Below are 25,620 nucleotides of genomic sequence, written 5' to 3' on the forward strand. Positions count from 1 at the left end.
TCCTAATACTTTCTTCTGATCTCTATGGCATTCAACACAGCCTGTCCTTTAACAGGTTCAAACCGAATAGTTACACCTTGTTTTTGAACTGTTACCGGCATTTTAAAATCAACCGCAGTGGCTGTTCCATACTGCTCTGCAATGTTCAGATTCTCAAGCACCAGCATACCGTTTACATACACATTAAAAATTCTCTGGCCTGCATTTTCATCTTTCTTATCGGCCATACCAATCTCATAAGCCATGGCTTTGCGGTCTTCTGACGATGTTAACTCTGCAAACAGCAGGGTAATTTCATATTCGCCTGAAGGAACATCGGCTTTAAACACTTCAATATTAATGATCTGCGTTTGATAAATCGGATCATTCTCTGTTCTTGAAATGGCCCAGTCGCTGCCATAACTTTTTCCGTAATCCGGCTCATACATTTTTCCACCAACGCTTCCCCAGCTACCCTCAGAGTATTCCTTAGACGCAATCCAAACAGCTTTGGTAAGATCATCCCAAAATTCACGTTTATCGCCAAGCGATACTCTTAACACCTGATCAACGTCAAAAGCATTAACCTGTCGGGGCTGGATCGTAAAGTTAACTTTCTGACAGTCTTTTATATTATCCAGCGTTAAGGCCTCAAGCTGATTATCACCCTGTATAAACGGTACATCCCAGGTGGCTTTATAATTCTTTATCTTCTTTACGCCAAGTGAAATTCCATTATGCATCAAATCCACCTCTGGCTGATTACTATACACGTCAATTTTTTGTGTGGAAACGTCACTGTTGTTTTCATCTGCAAGTCCTGACCGGCAAGGACTTATCCTGGAGCCTATGGCAATAAACGGTTCTTTTAGAAGTGCAGCCTGATAAAAATAATAGCTGTCTTTGGGACGGCGATCATAGCTGACCAAACCTTTATTGTTAATGTGCGGTACCGCGTCGATGCGAAATTCGGAACTAAAATCGGCCAGATTCCAGACATTTGATCCGGCAACATAATCACGTTTCATAATTTCCAGTAAATAGTGCTGATGATAATACTGCTGATATTCCAGGGTAAAGTCAAAACGTTCCGGTTCTGATGAACGCAGTCTCGGATCAGCTCCGGCACCGTATTCGGTAATTATCATAGGTATATCAGGCAAAACACGGTGGTGCCTTTCCAGAAAATCCTCAAATCCATGAATATTATTCCCATACCAACCCGGATATAAATTCCAGCCGGCAATCATCGGAATATCAGTAAATCCGTTGTCATGGTATTTATTAAAATCGCCGTGAAACGGAATCATGGTGTAGCGCTCTTTATCCATGGCCCTGGAAATGGAGTCCAGTTCAGATGCCAAATGGTGCAGGTTTTTAATATACACCTTTCTTCTCTCCGGCTGATCCCGGTAAAGATCGTGAATAAATACTTCGTTCATGTAGGCCCAGATGATGACAGAAGGATGGTTGTAACTCTGATGTATCATCTCTTTCATCATGGCTTTACAGTTGTTGTAAAATGCTTCTGATTCCGTTATGTAATTCACTACAGGGATTTCCACCGATGCCACAATTCCAAGTTTATCACAGGTCTCCAACACCCTGGAATCCTGAGGATAATGTGCTACACGTAAAAAATTACCTCCCATAGCCTTTAACAATTTCACATCGTTTTCATGCAGTTTATCCGGTAATGCATTGGCAAGATCTTTAAAATCCTGATGGCGGTTGACCCCAATCAGTTTACAGTGTTCGCCGTTGAGGTAAAATCCTTTTTCTGCATCAAACTTATACCAGCGCATTCCAAGCGGAGACGAAGCCTTATCTGCAACCTCATTCTTTCTGTTTTTTAAAAAGCATTCTACCCTGTAAAGGTAAGGATCATCAACAGACCATAGTCTGGGATCGTTAACCTCCGGCATATTCATCATAATACTCCTGTTTTCTCCGGCCTTTAATTTTATGCTTTGCTGAAAGCTGCTGACCACAACTCCGAGGTGATCTTTAATGAGCACATCCAGAGTGGTTTTTTGAGTTTGAGACGTTTCATTTTTCAGCAGTGCCTCCACGCTCACCTGAGCCTGTTCCTTTGTAACGGCTGGTGTTCTGACATATATTCCTGAAGTACTATTCTGAACCAGATCAAAATGAACCGCTGATGTAGCGATCAAATGCACGTCGCGATAAATCCCCCCCATAAAACTAAAATCAGCACCTAAAGTTGGAATATCTTTGTTGAACCGGTTATTCACTTTTACCGTAACACTATTAATGCTATCCACCTTTACAAGTGATGAAATGGGAACCGTAAAAGCCGTGTAACCACCTTCATGTCTGGCGGCAAATTGATTATTTATATAAACCTCTGCTTCCTGGTTAACTCCTTCAAAATGTAGGAAATAATACGAATCCCCGGAAGGTATATACAACTCTTTCCGGTACCAGGCTTCACCACGATAGTATCCTTTTTCGTCGTCGTAAATATCTTCACTGTTAAAAGAGTGAGGCAGGTTTATGGTTTCCCATTCTGTTGTTGCATTTACTTTTATTTCATCCCGTTCTCCCTTGAAAAAAAGCCAGTTGCTGTTTATAGTTCTGTCGCTTGCTGCGAAAGCAGTAACAATTGTCAAAACGAATAAGATGCCGGCTATCAATATTTTAATCTTAGTCATTATAATATTTATAGATCATATTGTTTTGATGCTTAGAACACCGGAAGACTAATAAACCCTCTAATGTCTCAATAATCGTTAGTTGTATCATCGTATTTTCACTATGCTTGAATTTAAATATGCTTCCTAACCTTTTGAAGGATCTAAATTTAACATTATATGCAGTTTCCATTACAAAATACGCTTTAAACTTTTAGCTGCAACATGAACCTGACCTTGTCCCGATCATTTAAACCTGTATTAATTGAATACTAATACCGAAAATTTCCACTCTGTAACGCTTTGTTAATCGCATACCGGAAATTCTGAAATTCGCAGCGTTGTACAACCATAAGGAATAAGAACAATATCTTCTTCCTTCTCTCCGGCCTTTCTGGCCGGGCTTGAAGGTGATGGTATTTTCCCTGCCGAAGCCCTTTCTATGGTCCACATGGGCAATCGTTTCCCTTTTGTTTTCACCATAATCGGTGCATTTTCAAGGTTCCAGGGATTGGTAGCAATCTCGTCAGACACTTCAGCTTTTAATTTCTTACCATAAATCTCATCTTTAACCAGAGCAAAGTTCCAAGGCGATTTTGGCAAAACTTCCCAGAATGTATCATCATAGCCTTCTTTCTCCAGTTCTTTCCATTCTTCACCTATCCGAAGTGCATAAACCAGTGGTCCGCGCTCAATACCCACTGAATTTTCATACCAGTTGCTAAAACGAAAGTCCATATTGAGTTTAAGTACCACTTCGTCCCCGGAAGACCATTCCCTGTTTATAATGATTATATTATGAATTGATTTGGTATCAATTAATGCTCCGTTCAGTTTCACTTCAGCCTGCTGACACCACTCAGGAATGCGCAGATGAAAAGGAAATTCAACTTTCCCTGAAGTTTTTAGGGTAAACCTGATATCCTCTTTAAACGGATAAGCTGTTGATTCGGTAATAGTCACCTCCTGCCCATCACCAACTTCAGCTGTCACTTCAGAAGGTCCGTAAACGAGGGCTGCCAGTCCGTTTCCTGCAGTTGCATACCAAAGGTTTTGAACAAACTTAGGCCATCCCTGGTGCATGTTTGTCAAACAGCAAGGAAATCCGCTGGTGGTCCCAAAAACAATCCTGCCGTTACCGTCATTAAAGAAATTCCGATCTTCATCTGTTACATAAACCTGATTAGCCTGCTGAAAATACTGCTTCCGCATGTAATCATCTGTGCTTTGAGTAGGCAACACGTTGTATGCAATTTTTTCAAGGTAATCGGCATAATGCACATCACCTGTAACAGGAAGAATATTTTCAAAACTAAACATCATCTCAACAGCAGAACAAAGCTCCGATCCCTGTGTCGGGTCATTTCCATGCAATCGTTCATCACCACCATACATTCCGTTTACAAATCCATGACTCTCCAGCAGAGCCGATAAACCGGATCTCACCGCATCGAGATATTGTTGTTTGGGATGCTGCTGGTAATACATGACCGGTTCTTTTAATCCCTGAGCCACATTAACACAATGTAAATCAGGAACAGGATTAAGACGGCGAATAGTATTATCCGAATACACTGTTGTCCAGTCAAACGTTTGCTGATGAATAATGTCAGCCAGTTCAAGCAGGAATTTATCGCCAGTGATATTATATAACCAGTGAACGACTCCCAGGTTATCTCCTCCACGTCGATTCGCCCAGAATGATATATAACCCAGTTCGTTTTCCGGAAGCATTTTCAACTGGTAACGAAAATAGTTGGTCATCAATGTGATGACGCGTTTGTCACCCGTTGCCATATAATATTGCTGGAGCACCTTAAGCATCACCATTTTAGGCCACCAGTCCTCGCGCATTCCCTGTTGTGTTCCCGGAATGTGTTCATATCCTTCAGGGAGCGGACGAGGACCGAAATAGCCATCATCCTGCTGATTCTTAATGCTCCATTCGATCCATTTCTGTGCTTTGGCTTTTAAATCATCATCATCCAGAATATACGCCAGTGGTACAAGGCCATCCAGCCAGTAAGGTCCACGCTCCCAACCATCCCCGGTTCCACCAAGCCATCCGTTATCCGGACCACAAACCACGCTGTAAATACTGTCCAGATGACCAGTCAGACCATCACGCTGAAGTTCCAGCATTTTCAAAAGCATTCCCTGTGGCCTTATTGCACCAAGGGGCAAAGATGTGTAAGGCTGTGCCACCAAAGGTGCCTGATTTGTAATATAAAGGGTGTTGCGCCTATCCTTAGCATTTGTAATTGGAAACAGGAAAACAACAACAAAAATTATCAGTATAAACTTCTTCATTTTTTTGTCTGCAAATGGTTAGTAAAAAAGATAGTCAGGAAATTTATCCGGGTCGGCAGTCACCTTTACACCAAAAATATGGCCGGTCTTCATCCCCTCAGGAGCCTTAAACTTCACAGTTACTTTATCCTTTATCCCGGTCATTTCAGGGCTAAGTTCATAAACTTCTTCATAATAGGTTAAAGGCCACCTTTCATAAAGGTTCTCCGTTTTAACAGGCTTATTGTTAACGTACAGTTCAACGGCCTGGTTCCGGGATGCACCTCCCCAGTAAGTAACAACAAGATAATTTGGGGTGAATCCGGGATTGATTTTCAGATCATAGGAGAACCAGCCATCTTCTTCAGCATAGCGGCCAATGCGATTGTTTTCCCAGAAATGACGGTCATCTTTAATTGCTGACCTCATCATTCTCTCGCCCTTAAGGTTGTGTGATTTTTCATCATTTTCCGATGACGGGTTCACCTCATCCTGAACCACCTTTTTGCGGAAAGTCATTTCATCAGAAGAATAGATTTTCCAATATACAGAATAGCGCTGATGGTGCATTTTGTAATATGGGATCAGGCTTATCTCTTTGGAACCTCCATTTAATTGACCTGCATTATGGGTTATAAATTTTAACGGATCCCTTTTATCCTGTTTAATCCAGTTCGTTAAATCAATTTTATCGGCTACAAACACCGGGATATCTGCTGTTTCTGTGATCCAGTCGTTATAATGCAATGCCCTGCTGACCAAATCGCTTCCCGGCATTTTATCTTTTCCAAGTTCACCGGCTAAAACAAGCGGGCCATAAAATATACTGCTCAGATACGGGTCATCGTTGGCATTTTCAAGATACAGATCCATGGGCATCTCAATCTTGATTACATCACCTGCTTTCCAATTGTGTGTCAGGCGGATATAGCTACCCTGCACGGCTTCAAATGCTACCGGTTCATTATTGATCCGGATTTTGGGTAAGCGTTTTGACCAGGCAGGATAACGGAGATAAACCTGGTGATGAAAAGATTGGTTCTCATCTATCTTAATTGTTATGATATCATCTTCAGGGAAAGCTGTTTCTATGGTACATTTGAACCCTTTTTCTTCCCAGTTCAGTTGAGACGGGATAAACAGGTTCACGTACAAATCCCTGTTATTATGTAAAAATATAGCCTCCCCGTATTTGGAGTGGTTTTCCATCCCCGTTCCGACACAGCACCAGATCCCTTCCAGATCGAAACCATTGCTGTACGATTTAAAAGAACCCGGCTTAAGTGCGGTGTAATACGTTACGCCACCGCTTTCAGGGTCCTGTGATGCCAGAATATGATTGTAAAGGGTCCGTTCGAAGTAATCCATGTAACGCAAATCACCCGTGGACTCAAAATAATTCAGCGATACTTTCAGCATGTTGTACGAATTGCAGGTTTCGCAGGAGGTAAATCCCAGCCGTTCTGTAATCTCTCCCGGTCGTCCAAACCTTTCGTAACAGCTGTTTCCACCGATGCTGGTGGTATGATCGCGATAGACCATATCCAGAAAATTTTCAGTAGCTTTGCGGCTAACCTCATCACCGGTTAACTGGTACTGCCTTGCTGTGCCAACAAATATCGGTATCTGTGCATTAGCATGCCGGCCATAGAGGATATCCTTCCCATTGGCAATATTCAGTACTACCTTTTGATGATTAAATTTCATGGAAACATCCATGTAACCTCTTTCTCCGGTAAGGGCGTACAGGTCGGCAAATACTTCATTCATTCCTCCATGCTCCAGATCAAGCAACCCATCAAACAAATCCGGATTGACCCTTAATACAAAATCTGCAATTTCGTCTGCCTCTTCCCTGTACAGTTTTAGCGCTTTTTCATTTCCGGTATAGAGATAAGCATCCCGGAAAGCGGCCAGTTCCTTGTGTGTGCCATACCAGAAATTCCCTGACGTTCCTCCCCATGGATAGCCCAGTTCATCCGGAGCATCCAGTGTAAGTTTTCCACTCAATACAGTATTGAAAGCCTTCTTCCTCCATGGTCGAAGATCCTTATTTTCCTCATGCATTTTTTCGTGGCAATGATCAATTACTTCAATCATATAAGTGACACGCTCTAAAAAGCGGGCATCACCCGTCTGTGCATACATGAGCGAAATGCCGGACAGATAATGCTCCCAGTAGGCTGGACGCGTTCCTTCCGGTTGATTAGATCCCGGATATGGTCCTTTCCTTTCAAGGCCTGCCTGTCTGCGCTGGCGGTTAAGCATAAGGTCAACATCTGCATCGAGCAAATACTGCTGCGAGATTTTCATTGCAGTAAAAAATGGACTTTCCGGAAGCAGGCGAACATCTGTCAATGAAAAGGTTTGCCAAAGCTTAGGCCTGGCAGGAAAAACGACAGCTTTGTCATCAAGTTCATTCGCATGCACAGCCTGAACCGTTAGCATGATGGCCATCACCAGAACACTTAGCTTAATATAGATTGTATTGATACTAAATCTTTCCATTACAAAAAACATTCATCAGGTATGTATTACCAGGATTACTTATTCAGATTAACCATGAACTTAGATACATAAATCTTGTCCTCATTTGTACATCGTACCAGATAAACACCGGAACGAATATTTAAATCTATGGTATAAAAGCTGCTTTTAACCACATCAGACAGAATCTGCCTTCCATTGACATCGATAACCTGAAACTTGTATCCCTCTGCATTTTTCATGGTCAGCTGTTGTTTTGCATACCATGTTATAATATGATTTGCAGAAGATTCAAAATTTTCATCCAAATCCGTATGAGGATCGTCTCCGGTTTTTGTTTTAACTATATCGTCAGTAGTTGTTATCTTAATGCCATAAAGTGATAAAAGTCCACCTTTAAAAGTTATCTCCACAGCCTTTTTACCGTTTGTAAGATTTTTGGGAATCGGATAATACCGCACTGCAAAATCCAGTGGAGCAAGACGGGTAATACTTCCCTGTTGCGCAAACTCAACATTATCGGCATACATACTAAAGTTTCCGTAACCGGATGGTTCCTGTCCAAAGTACGTAAGCTGAAGGTAATATTGTGTATCGGGATGTAATTCAGGATCAAGCAGGTTAAGCTTATAAGCTATAAAACCATCAGCCTGTGCATCGCGAAACCGGTGGTAGGAGTTTCCCCAGAACGGAAACACACCATAACCTGCCCCTGAAGCACTGTGACGTACATTATGATTCGCTTCACTAACTGCATTACCGGTCAGCACACGATCCGGAATAATGAGTTTTTCCATTTCCGCATCACTGCTGTCAGCTATTTTCCAGTAAAGCGTATATCGCCTGTGATGCGTATCATAAAATGGTTTTAACACATAGTTTTTTTCCAGTCCGTAAGTTTCAAATTCAAACTTACCTTCTGTTTTTCTCAGCCATGAACCTATACTGTCCCTTCTTCCGTTTAACGCCGGAAAATAATCCGGTGGATTCGGATTTGTAATATCCTGTTGAGGCGTACTGGAGCCTACGTCAGTCTGCCCCACTGCTCCCATGTCTCCTGCCAGCAGTACCGGACCATAAAAAAGTGCAGACACATTGTAATCATCCGGTAAGTCTTCCATATGAAAATTGCATGGCAATACTATCCTAATTTCATCTCCGGCTGACCAGTTTCCGGAGATTGTTATTTTTTCACCCGGTTCTGCCAATATGGTCTCCTGGTTGCCGTTGATAAAAATCTTCATGCTCTCTTTTTCTGCCCATGAAGGATAGCGGATGAAAAATGATTTGTTGAAAGAACCGGCATCATTGATCGTTATATTAATCTCATCAGACGCAGGGAAATCTGTTTTCATTTCCAGCTTTAAACCTGACTCTGAATCTGAGAGCGTTGAAGGAATAAACAGGTTAAGCAGTATGCCATCATCATTTTTAAAATAGATGGCATCAACGTATTTTACATGACTTTCCATACCAGTTCCAACGCAACACCAGAAATTATTGTAGAGGTTATCGTACATTTTGAACTGGCCCGGCAACATTCCTGTATAGTAAGTTATCCCCTCGCCTTCCACCGGAGATAAACAGGCCAGAATATGGTTGTAGAGTGTTTTTTCGTAGTAATCAAGATATTCATCTTTCCCTTCAAGTGTAAAAAGGCGTTTTGCAAGCTTCAGCATATTGTACGACGAGCAGGTTTCGCTGCTTCTTGTTCCTAGCCGGTAGGTCAGCTGGTCCGGAATACCAAATCGTTCGTTATTTCCGTTACCGCCGTCACACAAGGTATGGTGATCCAGTACCATATTAAAAAAGTTGTGCCCGGTTTTTCTACTTGTTTCATTTCCACTGTATAAATAATTTACGGTAGAACCCAGGGCCATAGGCACATGAAAATTGGAATGTCTACCGGAAAGATCATCGACGTTATTACTCATACTTGTGGCAAAATTTTGCCTGGTAAAACGCAAAGCACCATCAAGGTATTTGGTATGGCCACTTAATGCATAAGCATCCGTAAGGGTTTCAACATATCCTCCATGTTCCGCCTCAAGTATTTTCTGCATATTGGCTTGATCAAAATTCTGCATCCACATTAAGAGCCAGTCACTGAATTTTAAAAAGGTAATTCTCGCTTTTTCATTGCCTGTGTACAAATATGCATCGCGAAGTGACGCGAAAATTTTATGATGTGCATAAGGGAAAATACCAACACCGTTAATATCCCACGGGTGACCGTTCTCATCCCAACCACCAAGGGACACTTTTTTTTCTTTAGCCGTCTTATCAAAAGCCCATGTGGTACCATCGGCAAATGAAAAGAATCCATCTCCCATAACATCCTGAGCATCAGAAATGATATCAACACATTGATTAGCCCTGTTAAGTAATTCATTATCACCGGTTGCAGCATAACCCATTGATACCGAAGACAGATAATGAGCAAATGAACAGCCGTAACCGCCATCTTCCCAACCTCCGTAGTTGGAATACGTATTGATGCCTTTATTATATTTCAGGGTATTGGCAAACAGCCGGTTTACAACCAATGTTTTCAGATACCCTATTTCTTTATCCTGGGCCTGTTTAATTCTGCTGTTTGTTAACCGGACTTCCTGATAATCGTACGAATTCCATAAGGTTTCGATTGCCGGATCAACAGGAGATCCAAAATCCACATTCTGTGATATGTACAAATCAGCTTTTCGTGGCACTTTACCCGGAAAGTCATTTCCAATATTTCCCAAAGCAAAGATATCCGGCTTATTATCTCCGTTAAAATCGTCTACAATGTATTGTCCCCCGCTCAAAGGCGCCAGTGATGACATATCGGGACTGTATCCTTCCGGCGTTGATTTAATGTACTGCATGAAACCACCCTCGCCGTCACCCAGAAGAACATAGGCTTTTTTGGTAATGCTTCCGTTTGGTTCAGATAGTTTATCTTTATTGTTTTCTCCGGCATATATAATATCCTGATTGCCATCCTGATTCAGATCCGCAACTGCTACTGCGGCCTGCTCAACACCCATAAAACCATTCGCTTCCTGTTCTGTAAAATGACCAGCACCATCAGAAAAGAAAAGAGCAACAGCATAACTTCCCATGAAGGAAGAGTAATCAAAAGCGACCAGATCAATATGCTGGTCATTATTGAAATCTCCAAATTCAAATCGGGGTTTTGATTTAAAGCTGTAAACTGATTCCACTTTTGAGGCATTAAAACTCAAATCACCATTATTGATATAAACATATAATCCGTTTTGTTCATCAATTGAAACTATATCCAGCAAACCATCATTATTCAGATCCACGGTCTTTGTTTTCCCCTTTACTGTTCCTTTTAGTCCACTGACTTCTGTGGTTAAGGCAAAAACGTTATTACCATCATTCAAGTACGTGTAAACTTTTTTAGGTCCACCAAATTGTACCAGATCATTGTGCCCATCATTATTGATATCAAGAAACATGACATCACCGTCATACAATCCGTAGTCAAGATCCTGAAGTTTTACAAATTTTGTCCGGGTAGCTGTAACAAAACTTACTTCTGCAATAAAGGCCTTTGCATTTGTTGTGGTGGCAGGATATCCTGAGCCACCCTGAAATGCCATTAAAAACTTTTTATCTCCGGTTTTAAAATAAGCAATGCTCCCGTTATTCAATCCTGAAGCCGACAATACATTTCTCTCAAAACCATTGCCTTTGTTCCTAAGAATTGTGATAAAACTGGTATTGAAATCATTATAGTTTGGTCCCATAACCAGAATATCAGGCCTGTTGTCGGAATTAAAATCACCTGTAACAGCACATCCGTTTGTTGGATTAGCATACAAGCCTTCAAACGAAATACCTGAATTTGAGAATTGATAGAAAATTGTATCCGTACTTGCACTTGATATCGCTGATATCATTATCCCCAATACAGTAAAAAACAGTAATCGTTTCTTCATTTCAATAATTTACAGAATTAAAACTATTATTCTAAACCGGTTAAACAAAAAACAACAATCTTTTTTATATCATCAGTTTCATCGAAATCTATATGTTTTTTTCGACTGAATTCTAAAATTACCGCTTTATGTGGCTTAAATATCTTAATTAATTTTTTCACATTCGTTATTGCAATATAATCTTCGTTCGGTTTCAGATATATAATTTCTGACATGTTTGTTCTGATGGCTTCATTTAATTGTAATGAATTATACCTCCCGTTTGATCCGGTTCCTGATTCAAAATTTGTTATGGATGTAGTTTCTGAATAGCTACCATATGCACTTCCTTTACCTTTTGAAATCATTACCGATTTATACCTGATGTAATAATATTGATCTGCAACCTTTACTTTTTCAAAAAAAGCCTCTCCAAAACCATGAACAAAAACGGTTTTATTCACCACTATAGAATCAATGTTTTCGTAATTCGCAATCGCAAGTATTTCGTTATCTTTTAAAAACACAAACTGTTCATCCAGACTATTGTAATTCAGAGGAATATCTACCGTAGAGCCATCACTGAAAAAGATATTTCCTGTAACAAAATCATTAAAGTACATACCTTCAAAACCCTTTTCCTGAGCCTGACAATATGCTACTGATGCACTAAGCATAAGTGCTGTAATGATATGTAAAGTAGTTTTCATTTTATTCCACGGTAAGAAGGAAAAGAGAGGAGACAGGCTCCTCTCTTACCTAACTAAAAAATGGTCACCTTAACAATCCCGGTTTTATTTTCTTTTATCGTTTTTACAAGATAAATTCCCTTTTCATTTAAAGTGATACGTTCAAATTCTGATGTTATAAGAGACATCCGGATTGTTTTACCTGAGAGTGAAATGATTTCAACAGAAGCACCGTGTTCGTTTTCAACGATAACTGTATTTCCACTGGTGAAAACAGTTGGTGTATAAACCTCAGTTTTTTGAACCGGACTGATGACCATACCGTTTCCGTAAAATACTTTAGCTGAAGAATTATTGCCATAATAATCCGCACCAGCAGCAACAACATCCGTTTTTTTGTCGCCATTAAAGTCACCTGTAAGATACCGTCCAAAATTACCTCTTCGGCTCATTGGCACAACAACATCAGTAACATCAAACTGATCATATCCTCCCTCACCGTTTCCTAAATACATATAGGTTTTACACTTCCATCCGTCAAGAGCATTCTCTCCACCGAATAAAATATCCTCATTTCCGTCTCCGTCGAAATCTGCAACAGCATAATCGGAACGCTGCCCACCATACAGGGTTGTAGCTTCACCGGCTTTATTTTTATGCTCCAATTCTGTAAAGGTACCGTCACCGTTGTTTTTAAAAATCTTAAAAAAGAAATTCCAGGGTTCACCAAACATACCTGTCACTGTAACGATAATATCCTTTTGTTTATCGTTATTAAAATCAACCATCATCACCTGTGATGCATCATCACTACCTTCAACAGCTCCACCCAATGTAGCTTCATCAAATGCCATGATAAGTTTTTCCTGGAAAACACCGGATCCGTCATTAATATAGACATAAGCACCTCCTGAAGCACCCTGGATTGCCATGGCAAGATCAAGATCGCCATCGTTGTCAACATCACCTTTTACAGTAAACAAATTGGCGGCCGGAGTTATTCCTGATTCATCCTGTAGGATAAAATAGTTTTCGGTATCGTTCAGATATACATTGGCCTGTGCCACCCATGTATCAACACCATCCCAGCCATTCTGAAAGATATCCACATATCCGTCTCCATCAATATCCAAAAACAGTATTGATCCTCTGCCTGCCCCAAAATCAAGTTCCTGTAAAACTTCCATTGAGTAACCTAACGCATTTTTAGAAAGTTTAAACACCATTGCCTTAAATGGATTTGTCCAGTTTCCCAATGCACCGCCCTGAACTGCAACAAGGTATGAACCATCACTCTGTAAATAACAATCAACAGCTCCGTTACCGGCAATAGGGAATTCATCATTACTGTAAGCCAGAGTGGGTGCACCTGTACTGCTACCTTCATAAACTCTGAAATAACCGAGTTTTCCGGTTTCATTATTTTGTCCATGTAATCCGGTAAGAATAAAGTCATCGATTCCGTCTGCGTTGAAATCGCCAACTGTACCTTTTATTCCGTTTTCACCTGCCTCTGCAGTTCCGTCACCATTCAGATAGGATATATCCCAGGTGAAACCTGCATCAGTCAGTATGCCTGATAAGTCGTGTGTTGGAGGAAGAGTAACCTGCGCTTTGATGAATCCTGCAACAAAAATAAATGCAAAAAGTAAAACATTCTTTTTCATAATAAATCTATTTAAGATTAAACATTAATGATATAAATTGTAAACTTCATCCGGGATATCAACTTTAATCACATTTGAAAAAAGCAATACATCATTACTTTTATTGGTTTTTATTGATAACCTGGCAAATAAATATTTTCGATAATTTGAAGCGGTATAGGTTGAACTGTAGTATTTAGCCATATCTATTTTTAATTCAAGGGGTGAACTTATATCAACAGGCCTGTTTACACTTCCCCTTTTACTTGCGATGGGAGAACTTGGATCGTAGGTAACATTTAAGCCTATGTTCAAAGCTACCCCAAGTACCTTCGTTGCATTTTCTCCGTCAGGGATATCGGTATCGTTCACCAGTTTTTCTATTTCAACTGCAGCTATCAGGTAATTATCCTCAAAACTGAAGCTGATGGTTTTAAATTCATAATATGGAATAACCTGAACCTCAAGTGCTTTTTCTCCACTCAGGTTAAACGCAATGGTATCAGGAATACCTTCAGCAGTAGTATTTTCCCAGCCGGACCAGATCCATGGTGCATTCAAACTCTCACCACTTGGTATGATTTCATAGTAACCATCAAAAAGCAAGGCATTAAACTCGCCATCCTGATTGATATGAACATTAATCTTATTCGGATTGGTATATTGTGGTTGCCACAATTCAAACATATACCCTTCCTGGGTTTGCAAAGGTTTATCCCCAACCATAAGTTTACCCTGGAATACTGCTTTGGGAGGCGCATAATTATCGACTTCACAGTTGTAAAACAGAATACTTACGATAAAAACCAATATGTAATTTAATTTTATTTTCATGGCTGCAGTTTTAGTTCTGAAATGGATTTTTAATCAGTAATGGATTCGCATTAAGTGCACTTACCGGGAAAGCATTGTAATAATTACCTACTCTGAAATATCTGGCCCGTAAAAATTCAGGCGCAATATCTTTTCTGACAAATATGTATTTTTCATGCGTTTCATGGCCAGGTCTGATCACCTTGTAAGGCCATAATCCGCTTATAACGGCATCCGGATTATCCATTTGTCCGTTGAACAGTTCATGTGCTTTTCGCCATCTGATCAGGTCAAACAGCCGGTGCCCTTCAAAAGCAAGTTCCACTCTTCTCTCGTGCCGGATCCTGTCCAGTGATATTTCATCAAGCAAAGCTATTCCGGCTCGTTCCCTCAGCCTGTTGATGTAAATTAACGCATCATCTGTTTCACCCAGTTCAAAGGCAGCTTCTGCTGCATTTAACAGCACTTCGCCAAAGCGGTACCTTACAAATGCAACACTGCTACGGCCTAAACCGGCTTCTTCTCCTGCTTCGATAAATTTTCTGATATAAAAACCTGTCCGGCTGACCTCGGTTTCGTTGTGAGGACCGTCTTCGCCAGTTCTGATGTATGTTTCATTTGTTGATGGATCAGTATAGGTTGAATTGCTTTCACTGGCAAATGACGGACGTTCAACAAAATCATAATCAGCACCGTTCCATACCGCCAATCCGGCCTGTATGTCCAGATTGTTCCCGTTGAATGATGAACCTGGTAACATGAGTGTTCCGGACAAACGCGGATCTCTGTCATTAAAAATGTCACCTACGTTTGCATAATACACATAACTATTGCTTTCATCACCCGGAATCTCCCTGTCCTTCAGTTTTTCCGTGTTACCATCAAGGGTCTCAAAAGCCTCCACCAAATTCAATGAGGGATTAATGTATGAACCCCCACCTGAAAGATACCTTAGAGATCGTGCTATATTGTTGTATGTAAATCCATGTGTTTTTCCTGAAATATCGAAGTCCTCAACGAATATTGCTTCAGGATTCTGGTCATCTTTAGCAATAAAAAGTTCAGCGAAGTTTCCCTCCGGATCAGAACCATTCTTATACAAATCGTAACCTTCAGGTAAATCCATAATTTGTTGGCATGCATCCAGACTTAACTGAAAATAATGGTCTGCACGTGCTGCCGGTATCCCAACTTCCCCACCATCGAGACGAACGGGAGTTGACATCGTACTGTTGTATTTGGCCAGTGTTGCAGCATACAGAGCAGCTCTTGCTTTTACTGCCAGGCAGGCACCTTCTGAGGCCCTGTTCTTAAACCTATTGTTTCCCAGTTTAAAAACCGACTCTATTTCCGTCAGTTCATCAATGATAAAGGTGTAAATCTCATCCTCAGTATTTCTGGGCCTTCTGAATTCAGTCATATCTGCTCCGTTTTCATACCTGATATATTCAGTGATTAAGGGAACACCGCCCATGCGTTTAACCAGTTCAAAGTAGACATAGGCCCTTAAAAAACGTCCTTCTGCCAGGTAATAGTCCACCTTGTCACCAGATAGATTTGTTGCATCGTCCGGCAGATTCTGAATAAAATAGTTGACATCTTTCAATAGACCGTAATCATAATACGTCAGATAAGAGTAACTGTAGTTTTCCCAGTCATTGGTTCCGGCAGATTTACCGCCATTCATGGATTCATCTGTAATTGTGGAAATGGTGTTTATATCCCCATCCAAACTACCAATATCCGGTAGTCTTGAGTAAATATTCGCCAGAAAACTGTTGATCAGTGCTTCTGAAGTGAACACCATATCTTCTTTAAGCTTTGTTTTTGATTCCCTCTCAAGCCAATCTGTACATGAACCGAATAACAAAGAGAAGGTAAGTATTGAGCTTATTAATAGTATTTGCCTGGTTTTCATAGTATTAAAAAGTTATGTTTGTTCCGAACGATAATACTTTATGAATTGGATATCCCATTCCATTGCGTTCATCCATTTCCGGATCCAGTCCAAGATGATGCATATTATCAAAAGTGAGTATGTTGGTTGCGTTCACATAAATCCTGCATTTCTGAATATTAATTTTGTGGGTAATGCTCTGTGGTAAGCTATAACCTAATTCAACATTTTTTAGCCGGACATAAGAGATCCGGTGTAACCAGAAATCGGATTGCACATAGGTATTCGAATGGATGCTATGGTAACCGAAACCTCTCACCGCAGGATATCTTCCGGGTATCCAGTCAGATGTCGGATCCAGAGGATCTTCTCTGTGCCATGCATCGGTAATTAAGTATGAAGGTGTGTTTCCGTCCTTTGCCTGGAATGGCCATTTTACTTCATAATCCTGAAAATATGAAAACAGTGACCCTCCGGCAAAATCACCGGCAAAATCAAATCCTTTCCAGTTCAGTCCGAAATTAAAACCACCTGCCAGGATGGGTAACAGCTGTTGTCCGTTATTTCCTACAGCATATCCAACCGGCCGTGCATCATATCCGTTGATGATACCGTCATTATTGATATCCTCATACATAAAATCACCAGGTAAGAGGTATTTATTGGCTGTCAGTCCGGGTCCTTCAACATAAACCGGATAATTATCTATTTCTTCCTGTGACTGAAAGCGTCCGATGACATGATAAGCCCAGTTTTGTCCGGCCCACCTTTTATTTGTTGAAGTTCTGTATTCATCCCAGGAGTTTTCAAAAGCAGCTCCGTAAAGTTCGTAATCCATCTTTCTGGAGAAGGTAAAATTAATGCCAACCCAGTAATGCAGTTTCTTAATCCTGTCCTCCCATTTTGTAAATCCGTCGATCCCGATATGCCGGTCCGAGGTTAGGTTCTCCACCGGAAGATCATACCCCACTTCTTCAGGAAATAAGAGGGCAAGGTCATCTCTGAATCCCAAAAGGCCTCTTCTTTCCCTGACAAATCCATCCAGTTCAACCGATAATCTGTTTTTGAAGAACCCAAGATCAAGGCCAATATTACTCATGGATGTTCTGATCCATGTTACATTGGTTTTGGGTATGTTGTCATACACAACGCCCGGAACAGAAGTTCCGGTGATTGAATTTTCGAAGGGAGTGGAAGCCATATATGCCCCGCTGTTTACGGATGTTGAATAGGTGAAACCTGCCAGGTAATCGAAGTAATTGTAACCGTTGCTTCCCGTTGGCATATTTTCATCGCCCATTTCACCATAAGATGCTCTTAGCTTCAGGTTGCTTATTACCCGGCCAATCCCTGTGCCGGCAATAAAATTCTCTTCCGATATTCTCCATCCGCCGGATATGGAAGGGAAGAAGCCCCAGCGTTTTTCAGGTGCCCATTTGCTTGATCCGTCATACCTGCCGGCTACTTCCAGCAGATATTTCTCAGCGTAGGAATAGTTCATTTTACCAATGAAACCTGCCGTGGCACCTTCCCAGTAGTCATCTCTTATGTATGACAGACCCTCTTTATCGTTATCGCTGAAAAAATCGTCGTAATTATGTCTGATATTCGTCTTGTCATTCTGCCATGTTCTGTCCTTCCGTTCCGAGGCCTCTCCGGCAAAGACCAGCCCCAGCTCATGTTTTCCGAAAATATTATGATAATTTATGTTTGCCCTGTACATATTTTCTTCGATGTAGCGGTTTCTTTTTCTGAAGTAAACATTGGAATTATAACTTTCCACCGGAACATAACTGTCTGTAATCGTCGGATCATATAAGGTGATGTACTTCCTGAAATTGTCCATTTTATTATCCGCCAGATAATACGAGTAGGTTAATTTGGCTGTCAGCCCTTTTAAAGGTGTTTTATATTCAATATCCCAGTTTGACTGCATCACACGCCAAAGATCATTCGAATACCCCGCAATATCTCTTCGAGCGATGGCAGTGTTATAATCCGGTGCGTGTTGTATAAAAGCAGGATAGTCAGGATTATCATTTACATAGGGACGTTCTGTCGGACTCATAAACAACAATCCCCATCTCAGGTTTTTATAATCATTATCAGCGACAATTGCCGGTGCATTTCTTCGTTCAACTCTACCGTTTACGGATACAGATACTTTAAGTGATTCCGTGATCTTAGCGTCGGAGTTGATCTGCATATTCTTCCGGCTGAAATTAAAGTCCTCAAAAACGGCATCCTGATCCAGTGTGCTGAATGAGAAATAATAATTAATCTTTTCACTTCCACCGGATGTACTGACATTAAGGTATTTCTGAGGGACATTCTTTTTGACCGAAAAATCATACCAGTCAAAACTGCGGTAATCTTCACCGGTTTCCGGGTTATAATATCCGGTTTTATATTTTTCCAGATCTTCTGCAGTAATGGAAGTATAGCCCAGATCATTTAACTGTTGTTCGGCCTTTCCTCTCATTAAGGTATAAGCATCTGTTCCCCGTGGGAAGTATGTCAGGTTTTGCATCCCATAGTAGGAATTAATATTTACCGTATTCTTCTGATTCAGTTTTCCCCGCTTTGTGGTCACCAGAACAACACCATTAGATGCTTTAACACCGTAAATAGCTGCAGATCCGTCTTTCAGAATAGATATGCTTTCAATATCGTTTATATCAATATTATTAAAGGTTCCTTCATCCTTCATTACCCCGTCGATAACATACAAGGGTGTTCCCAGATTCCGGATCTGCAAAGATGTAGAAGCACCCGGTACTCCACTGGTCTGACGATTGGTAATGCCAGCTACTTTACCAACAAGCGCAGTTGCTGTGGTTGACGAATTGGTTCTGACCAGGTCCAGGTTATCCACGGTTCCAACGGCTCCAACAACAGATACCTTTTTCTGTATACCGTATCCAACAACAACAAACTCATTTAACGATACATCACTCTCTTTTAAAACCACAGACAGATTTACATTATCTGTAACTTTAATTTCCTTTCGTTCAAATCCTACAAATGAAAATATAAGCGTTCCGCCACTTTGAGGAATTCTGACACTAAACTGACCCTTTATATCAGTTATGGTGCCTGCGTTGCTTTCTTTGACCATAACGGTTACTCCGGTCAGAGGTTCCTTATTCTGATCCGTTACAATTCCACTCACCATTTTAAGTTGTGAAAATGCTGAACCGGAAAGAAATACGCATAAAAACAGAAGAAATGATTTCAAAAAATTTGGGCCATTCATAGCAGATTGATTAGTTAATGTGATAAAACTACCACATATACTTTTCCTCTACCTGAATTAAAATCCATTTAAAAGTGAATTTTGTCCAGAAATAGCATATCAGGACAATATTTACACCTAAACAGGACAAAATTGTAAGCTTTGACCCTTAAATTCTGTTCAGCAGATAGTATTATTATATTATCTTGTGGCATTATATTGATCTACAGGAAGGATTGGTTTTAAGGATAGTTTATTATTCAGCGTTATTGTATAATTTGATGCATAGGGGCATAGTCAAAATATTAGTTAATCTCACTGTATTATTTTCATTTGGTATTCATATTGAAGCCAATCATTTTTATTTTAAAAACTATAAAGTAGAAGATGGCCTTTCTCAAAACACAGTATTCTGTATTCTGCAGGATAATGACGGATTTATGTGGTTTGGAACCAACGATGGCCTGAACAGGTTTGATGGTTATAATTTTAAGATATACAGAAGCAAAAGTGGAGATAACACCCTTGGCAGCAGCAAGATCATAGATCTTGTTCAAACGTCAGACAGCACCTTGTTTATAGGGACAGCAAATGGAATTTACACATATAATCCGGATAAAGAAAGATTTGCACGATTTGAAAACGAAACAGAAAACAACATAACAGTTGATTCGAGAATTAATGATTTTTTTAAAACCGAAGATGATATTATATGGATATCTACCTTAGAACAGGGGCTGTTTAAATATAATCACCGGACTGGTGGATTAATACAACTCGCTCCGAAAACAGCAAGCTTGCTGAATCATTCAGTGAGTTGCACGTATAGAGATTCAAAAGGTAATTTATGGATATCAAGTAACGGACTGCTAAAATACAATCCAAAATCACAAAGTATTGAGTCTGTTAAGGTTTTATCTGAACAGGACAGGTTGCAGGGTAATTATATTACCAAAATCATTGAAGACTCAGAAGGATATTTATGGATTGGCACTGATAATTTTGGATTGATCCGTTATGATGAATCAACACATAATGTAAAACGCTATTTTAGTTCCGGGTCAGACTATTTTCTTGCACACATCCATGATATTTTTGAATTAGGTTCCGGTAAACTTTTAATCGGATCAGATTCGGAACTCCTCCTTTTTGATACCGAAGCAGAGACGCATACACTTATACAGGCTTCCCAGGTAATAAATGGCGCACTTAGTGATAATTCTATTTACTGCTTTTATAAAGATACTGAGAACGGCCTGTGGTTGGGAAGTTATTTCGGAGGCGTGAACTATCTGGCAGATATTTCAAATACCATAGAGCTTTATCAGCCTACTACAAATGGCTTACATGGGAAAGCAGTAAGCCGGTTTTGTGAAGACGCAGACGGAAATGTATGGGTAGCCACTGAAGACGGTGGATTAAACCTATTGGATGTTTCCTCTCAAACCTTTGAACATTATATGAGTGACTATAATATTCAGGCTTTATGCATGGATAAACACATGTTATGGATTGGAACATACGGAGACGGACTATTCTTATTTGATACGAACACTAAAAGATACAAATCATATCACATAGAATTTTCAGGTGTTTCAACGCTACATATTAAATCCATCATTAAAGATTCACACGATAACATCTGGCTGGGAACCAATGCAGGGCTTTACAGGCTGGACAGATTAACGGAAGAATTCATACACTATAAATCAACTGCCAGACTATTTATCTGGGATATTACAGAAGACCCGAAAGGCGACCTCTGGTACTGTACGAGTGGTAACGGGTTATTTAAACTGAACCATGAGTCAGGAGATATTGTGAATTATCTGTATGATGAAAAAAATGAGTTCTCCCTTCCGGATAATAACATATTAACCATTTGCCTGGATGCACAGGGACAATTATGGGCCGGCAGTGAAGAAAACGGGTTTTGTAAATACGACCATGAAAATGACAGGTTCATAAGATATTCTAATATTAATGGCTTTAGTAACAGACTTATCTATTCAATTATTGCTGACCATAAAAACCAGATCTGGCTATCCACAAGTAACGGATTATTCAGGTTTTTACCTGACGAAAAGAAAGTATCAATGTTTACAACAGCGGACGGACTGCAAAGCAATCAGTTTAATTTCAACTCAGGATATGTTACACGGGATGGTAAACTATATTTTGGTGGTGTAAATGGCTTTAATGCATTTTATCCCACCGATATTACGACAAATGACTTTGAACCTCCCATACGCATTGTAAATTTTCAATTGTTTAATAAAGATCTGGAGTTGAAAAGTAACGATGGAATCCTTAAAAGTTCCATCATTAACTGCAAAGCCATTGATCTAAAATACAATCAGAACGTCATTAGCCTTGATTATGTAGCGTTGAGTTATAAAAATCCTGAGAATAACCTTTATCAGTATATCATGGAAGGATTTGATGATGAATGGATCGATGCCGGCAGAAGAAGGAGAGCTTCCTACACGAATTTACCACCGGGCGAATATACATTTAAAGTTAAAGGTTCCAATAACGACTGGGTTTGGAATAAAGAAGGAGCCCGGATCAAAATAACAATCCAGCCACCATTCTGGCTAACACCCTGGGCATATATAATCTACTTCATCGTTTTCATTCTTTTTATTTACGCCATAATGTTATTCGAAAGAAGAAAACACAGGATGCAAATGGCCAAAGACAACCTGGAGAAAGAAAAACAGATGTACAACACGCAGATTAATTTCTTCACCAACATAGCCCATGAAATCAGGACCCCGCTTACACTTATAAAAGCGCCGGTTGACGAAATTCTGAAAAACAGGAATCTCAATTCTGAAATACAACAGAATTTGAAAATAATTGATAAAAATGCAGGTAATCTGTATAAACTGGTAACTGAATTACTTGATTTCAGAAGGGTTGAAAAAGGTTTTGAGGAATTTGAATTTAGTTCCCATGATATCATTGATCTTATTCATCAGGTCATACTGAGCTTTCAGGGGAGTGCAAAATCAAGACACATTTCAATAAATGTAAGCAGTGGTTACAAAGAACTTTATGCAGAAGTCAACAGAAGCGCCATTGAAAAGGTCCTGATGAACCTTTTTTCAAATGCATTAAAATATGCGGATTCTGAAATTAAAGTGCTTGTAAGTCTTGTGAATAATGGTGATTCTATACAAATCAAAATTCAGGATAATGGTGATGGTGTGCCTGAAAGCATAAGACAGTCAATTTTTGAGCCATTTGTACATGATCGCAGTTCGTCTTTAAAAAACAAAGATGGAATCGGTTTAGGATTACCGTATGCACAATCGCTTATAAAACACCATGGAGGGTTGATCGAATTAGTTGAGAACGGCTGTAAAGGTGCATGTTTTATGATTACGCTTCCTGTTAAAAAAACTGCTGATATAAGGCTGATAACCGATTCAACCAAAAATAAAGCAGTCGATACATTAACAGATCATCCTGGGAATAATAGTTACAATTCTCATTCTTCGGGTTTCTCAAATTACAATTTGTTGATTGTTGAAGATCAGGATGAACTGCGCGAGTTTCTGGGCAGCACCTTATCAGGAGATTATAAAATTCACCTGGCAGCTGATGGACTGGAGGCACTGGAAATTTTAGATAAAACTACGATAGATCTTGTAATTACGGATATAATGATGCCGAATATGAATGGTTTTGAACTAACGGATAAAATCAAAACAACGCTTAGCTACAGCCATATTCCGGTTATTATGCTTACAGCCAAAACAACAGAAGAAGCAAAAATTGAAGGCTATGGTACCGGAGCGGATGCCTATATCGATAAACCGTTTTCAATAGATCTTCTTCGTGTACGGATTATCAATATTTTTGAGAACAGGCGAAAGTTACGGGACAGCTATCTGAAAATACCGCTTGTTAAATCAGAATCTATTGCAGGTTCTGATAAAGACACAGAATTTATTGAAAAGGTTAAAAAAACAATCGAAGCTCATCTCCTTGACTCTAATTTCGGGGTGGATCAACTGGCAGAATACCTGAATATGAGCCGTTCAGCATTTTTTGCGAAAATCAAAGGAATCTCCGACTTATCCCCACTCGATTATATTAAAGTGGAACGATTAAAAAAGGCCGTAGAATATCTTCAGGAGGATAAGTACAAGTGGGTGGATATAGCTCAAATGGTAGGCTATTCAACACCTTCATATTTCTCCAGAGAATTTAAAAAGCAATTTGGTGTTCTGCCAAGAGATTTTAAAAAGCAACTATAACTGCAGTACTCAACAAATATCCGTTTTCTATAAATCCGTATCCGTTCGTTTGTGGTTAATGATGGAATACAAATCTGATCTACGGTCTTTGAGGTTACGGACACTGCCAAACTGATTCAGTTCGCGTAGCATGTCAAGATCCACATCGGCAATTAATATCATCTCTGTATTAGGTGTTGCTTCTGCCTTTATTCCATTTGTTGGAAATGCAAAATCGCAGGGTGTAAAAACGATAGACTGCGCATATTGAATGTCCATATTATGAACCTTGGGCAGGTTCCCCACACTACCGGCAATTGCCACATAACATTCATTCTCAATGGCCCTGGCCTGAGCACAGTTTCTCACCCTGGAATATCCGTTTTGAGTATCTGTTAAAAAAGGCACAAATAAAATATCCATCCCTTCATTGGCAAGAAGTCTGCTCAATTCCGGGAATTCTATGTCATAGCAGATTAACACACCTATTTTACCACAATCCGTATCAAATGTTTTCAGTTTTTGTCCACCCTGAAGTCCCCAGACTTTGGCTTCGTCAGGTGTAACATGCAGCTTTTCGAAACGCTCAATGCCTCCATCCCTTTTACACACATAACCCACGTTGTACAGTTCACCACTCACCACTTCCGGCATGCTTCCGGTAATGATATTGATATTGTACGAAATGGCCAGATCCGAAAACCGTTTCACCACATCAGAGGTATATTCTGCTAGCCTTCGTATGGCTTCCGGCTCAGAAAGGTGATTATAAGCAGACATAAGCGGAGCATTAAAAAACTCCGGGAATAGTGCAAAATCGGATCTGTACCCTGAAACAGCATCCACAAAATATTCTGCCTGCTGCATCACTTCATCAAGATCCTTATAAAGGCGCATCTGCCACTGAACCAATCCCAGCCGTACAACTGTTTTGGTATTAACGGCTTTATCCGATGATTCCTCATAATATATGTTGTTCCATTCCAGCAGAACTGCATATTCATTTGATTCATCGTCACCTTCCAGGTATCCTTTTAATATTTTTTTGGGGTGAAAATCGTTTGAAAGCTGAAAGTCGAGTACAGTATCATGAATTTCCTTTTTATGAACCTTTTCTATGTACTCTTTAGGTGTAATCTCTTCAGCATATTTATAGTAATTAGGGATCCTTCCACCAAACACTATACTTTTCAGATTCAATCGTTCACACAGCTCCTTGCGGTAGTCGTACAAACGCCTTCCAAGGCGTAATCCTCTGAATTTGGGTCGTATAAAAATCTCGATACCATATAATACATCCCCCTTATTTCTGTGCGTACTAAACGAATAATTGCCAATAATCTGGTTATAGGTATGTTTGTTCTCAAGTCTTTGAGAATCCACTATTATTGAAAGTGCACAGCCTGCAAGCTCATCATCAACTTTTATCGCCACCTGGCCTTCCGGAAATTTTTTTATAAGTGTTTTAATGTGTTCCTCTTCCCAGTATGCCCCGGGCAAACCGGAATAGGCCTCCTCCATTGCTGTATTCAGCTCATCATAATCATCAATTGTTAAAAAAACAATTTCAATATTTTCTATAGGATCCATAAAATGAATTTTAAATTACCTGCTTTCTCTTCAACATAAAGGACATAAAGAGGTTTGATGAAATTACAATTATTTATATAAATGCCAAGTTGATTTCCGCTTCATTTCACTTACAATAATGTAGACACGTCTTCATTTCCTACATAATTGTAGGATTTGCTGATG

At 39.9% G+C, this 25,620-nt stretch carries 11 protein-coding genes; 1 reads left to right on the top strand and 10 read right to left on the bottom strand.

Going from position 1 to position 25,620, the window contains the following annotated elements; genetic code table 11:
- Positions 1–2: 2 nt before the first annotated feature.
- From ACE1ET_RS18180 to ACE1ET_RS18220, 9 genes are all read right to left on the bottom strand, one after another.
- Positions 3–2,654 (bottom strand): glycoside hydrolase family 2 TIM barrel-domain containing protein, encoded by a 2,652-nt coding sequence (locus tag ACE1ET_RS18180; RefSeq protein WP_375729844.1) that lies wholly within the window; start codon positions 2,652–2,654, stop codon positions 3–5.
- A 285-nt stretch (positions 2,655–2,939) separates the two neighbouring features.
- Complete coding sequence (locus ACE1ET_RS18185) at positions 2,940–4,943, bottom strand: beta-L-arabinofuranosidase domain-containing protein (protein ID WP_375729845.1); 2,004 nt, start codon at positions 4,941–4,943, stop codon at positions 2,940–2,942.
- An 18-nt stretch (positions 4,944–4,961) separates the two neighbouring features.
- Entirely contained in the window at positions 4,962–7,430 is a 2,469-nt protein-coding gene (locus ACE1ET_RS18190) for a glycoside hydrolase family 127 protein (protein ID WP_375729846.1), read from the bottom strand.
- A gap of 35 nt (positions 7,431–7,465) precedes the next feature.
- Positions 7,466–11,359, bottom strand: coding sequence for a beta-L-arabinofuranosidase domain-containing protein (locus ACE1ET_RS18195; RefSeq protein WP_375729847.1), 3,894 nt, complete (start codon positions 11,357–11,359; stop codon positions 7,466–7,468).
- A gap of 26 nt (positions 11,360–11,385) precedes the next feature.
- Positions 11,386–12,048 (bottom strand): hypothetical protein, encoded by a 663-nt coding sequence (locus ACE1ET_RS18200; protein ID WP_375729848.1) that lies wholly within the window; start codon positions 12,046–12,048, stop codon positions 11,386–11,388.
- 53 nt (positions 12,049–12,101) lie between these two features.
- Positions 12,102–13,694 carry a T9SS type A sorting domain-containing protein gene (locus tag ACE1ET_RS18205; protein WP_375729849.1) on the bottom strand — a complete coding sequence of 531 codons (1,593 nt, stop codon included), beginning with the start codon at positions 13,692–13,694 and terminating at the stop codon, positions 12,102–12,104.
- A gap of 24 nt (positions 13,695–13,718) precedes the next feature.
- Positions 13,719–14,507 carry a DUF3823 domain-containing protein gene (locus ACE1ET_RS18210; protein ID WP_375729850.1) on the bottom strand — a complete coding sequence of 263 codons (789 nt, stop codon included), beginning with the start codon at positions 14,505–14,507 and terminating at the stop codon, positions 13,719–13,721.
- A 10-nt stretch (positions 14,508–14,517) separates the two neighbouring features.
- Positions 14,518–16,404, bottom strand: coding sequence for a RagB/SusD family nutrient uptake outer membrane protein (locus ACE1ET_RS18215; RefSeq protein ID WP_375729851.1), 1,887 nt, complete (start codon positions 16,402–16,404; stop codon positions 14,518–14,520).
- Between the two features lie 4 nt (positions 16,405–16,408).
- A complete protein-coding gene (locus tag ACE1ET_RS18220; protein WP_375729852.1) occupies positions 16,409–19,639 on the bottom strand; it encodes a SusC/RagA family TonB-linked outer membrane protein in 3,231 nt (1,076 codons plus the stop codon).
- Between the two features lie 260 nt (positions 19,640–19,899).
- On the opposite strand from ACE1ET_RS18220, the gene ACE1ET_RS18225 reads away from it, so the two are divergent.
- Complete coding sequence (locus ACE1ET_RS18225; RefSeq protein ID WP_375729853.1) at positions 19,900–23,886, top strand: hybrid sensor histidine kinase/response regulator transcription factor; 3,987 nt, start codon at positions 19,900–19,902, stop codon at positions 23,884–23,886.
- Between the two features lie 27 nt (positions 23,887–23,913).
- On the opposite strand, the gene ACE1ET_RS18230 is transcribed toward ACE1ET_RS18225, so the two are convergent.
- Entirely contained in the window at positions 23,914–25,455 is a 1,542-nt protein-coding gene (locus tag ACE1ET_RS18230; protein ID WP_375729854.1) for a GNAT family N-acetyltransferase, read from the bottom strand.
- Positions 25,456–25,620 lie beyond the last annotated feature (165 nt).

This window comes from Quyinboa mangrovi (assembly GCF_042219825.1).
Taxonomy (GTDB): domain Bacteria; phylum Bacteroidota; class Bacteroidia; order Bacteroidales; family UBA5342; genus JBHJHP01.

What these genes read in the sequence shown, in the direction of transcription:
- ACE1ET_RS18180 (WP_375729844.1), bottom strand. Translation starts at nt 2,654, where the DNA reads ATGACTAAGATTAAAATATTGATAGCCGGCATCTTATTCGTTTTGACA.
- ACE1ET_RS18185 (WP_375729845.1), bottom strand. Translation starts at nt 4,943, where the DNA reads ATGAAGAAGTTTATACTGATAATTTTTGTTGTTGTTTTCCTGTTTCCA.
- ACE1ET_RS18190 (WP_375729846.1), bottom strand. Translation starts at nt 7,430, where the DNA reads ATGGAAAGATTTAGTATCAATACAATCTATATTAAGCTAAGTGTTCTG.
- ACE1ET_RS18195 (WP_375729847.1), bottom strand. Translation starts at nt 11,359, where the DNA reads ATGAAGAAACGATTACTGTTTTTTACTGTATTGGGGATAATGATATCA.
- ACE1ET_RS18200 (WP_375729848.1), bottom strand. Translation starts at nt 12,048, where the DNA reads ATGAAAACTACTTTACATATCATTACAGCACTTATGCTTAGTGCATCA.
- ACE1ET_RS18205 (WP_375729849.1), bottom strand. Translation starts at nt 13,694, where the DNA reads ATGAAAAAGAATGTTTTACTTTTTGCATTTATTTTTGTTGCAGGATTC.
- ACE1ET_RS18210 (WP_375729850.1), bottom strand. Translation starts at nt 14,507, where the DNA reads ATGAAAATAAAATTAAATTACATATTGGTTTTTATCGTAAGTATTCTG.
- ACE1ET_RS18215 (WP_375729851.1), bottom strand. Translation starts at nt 16,404, where the DNA reads ATGAAAACCAGGCAAATACTATTAATAAGCTCAATACTTACCTTCTCT.
- ACE1ET_RS18220 (WP_375729852.1), bottom strand. Translation starts at nt 19,639, where the DNA reads ATGAATGGCCCAAATTTTTTGAAATCATTTCTTCTGTTTTTATGCGTA.
- ACE1ET_RS18225 (WP_375729853.1), top strand. Translation starts at nt 19,900, where the DNA reads ATGCATAGGGGCATAGTCAAAATATTAGTTAATCTCACTGTATTATTT.
- ACE1ET_RS18230 (WP_375729854.1), bottom strand. Translation starts at nt 25,455, where the DNA reads ATGGATCCTATAGAAAATATTGAAATTGTTTTTTTAACAATTGATGAT.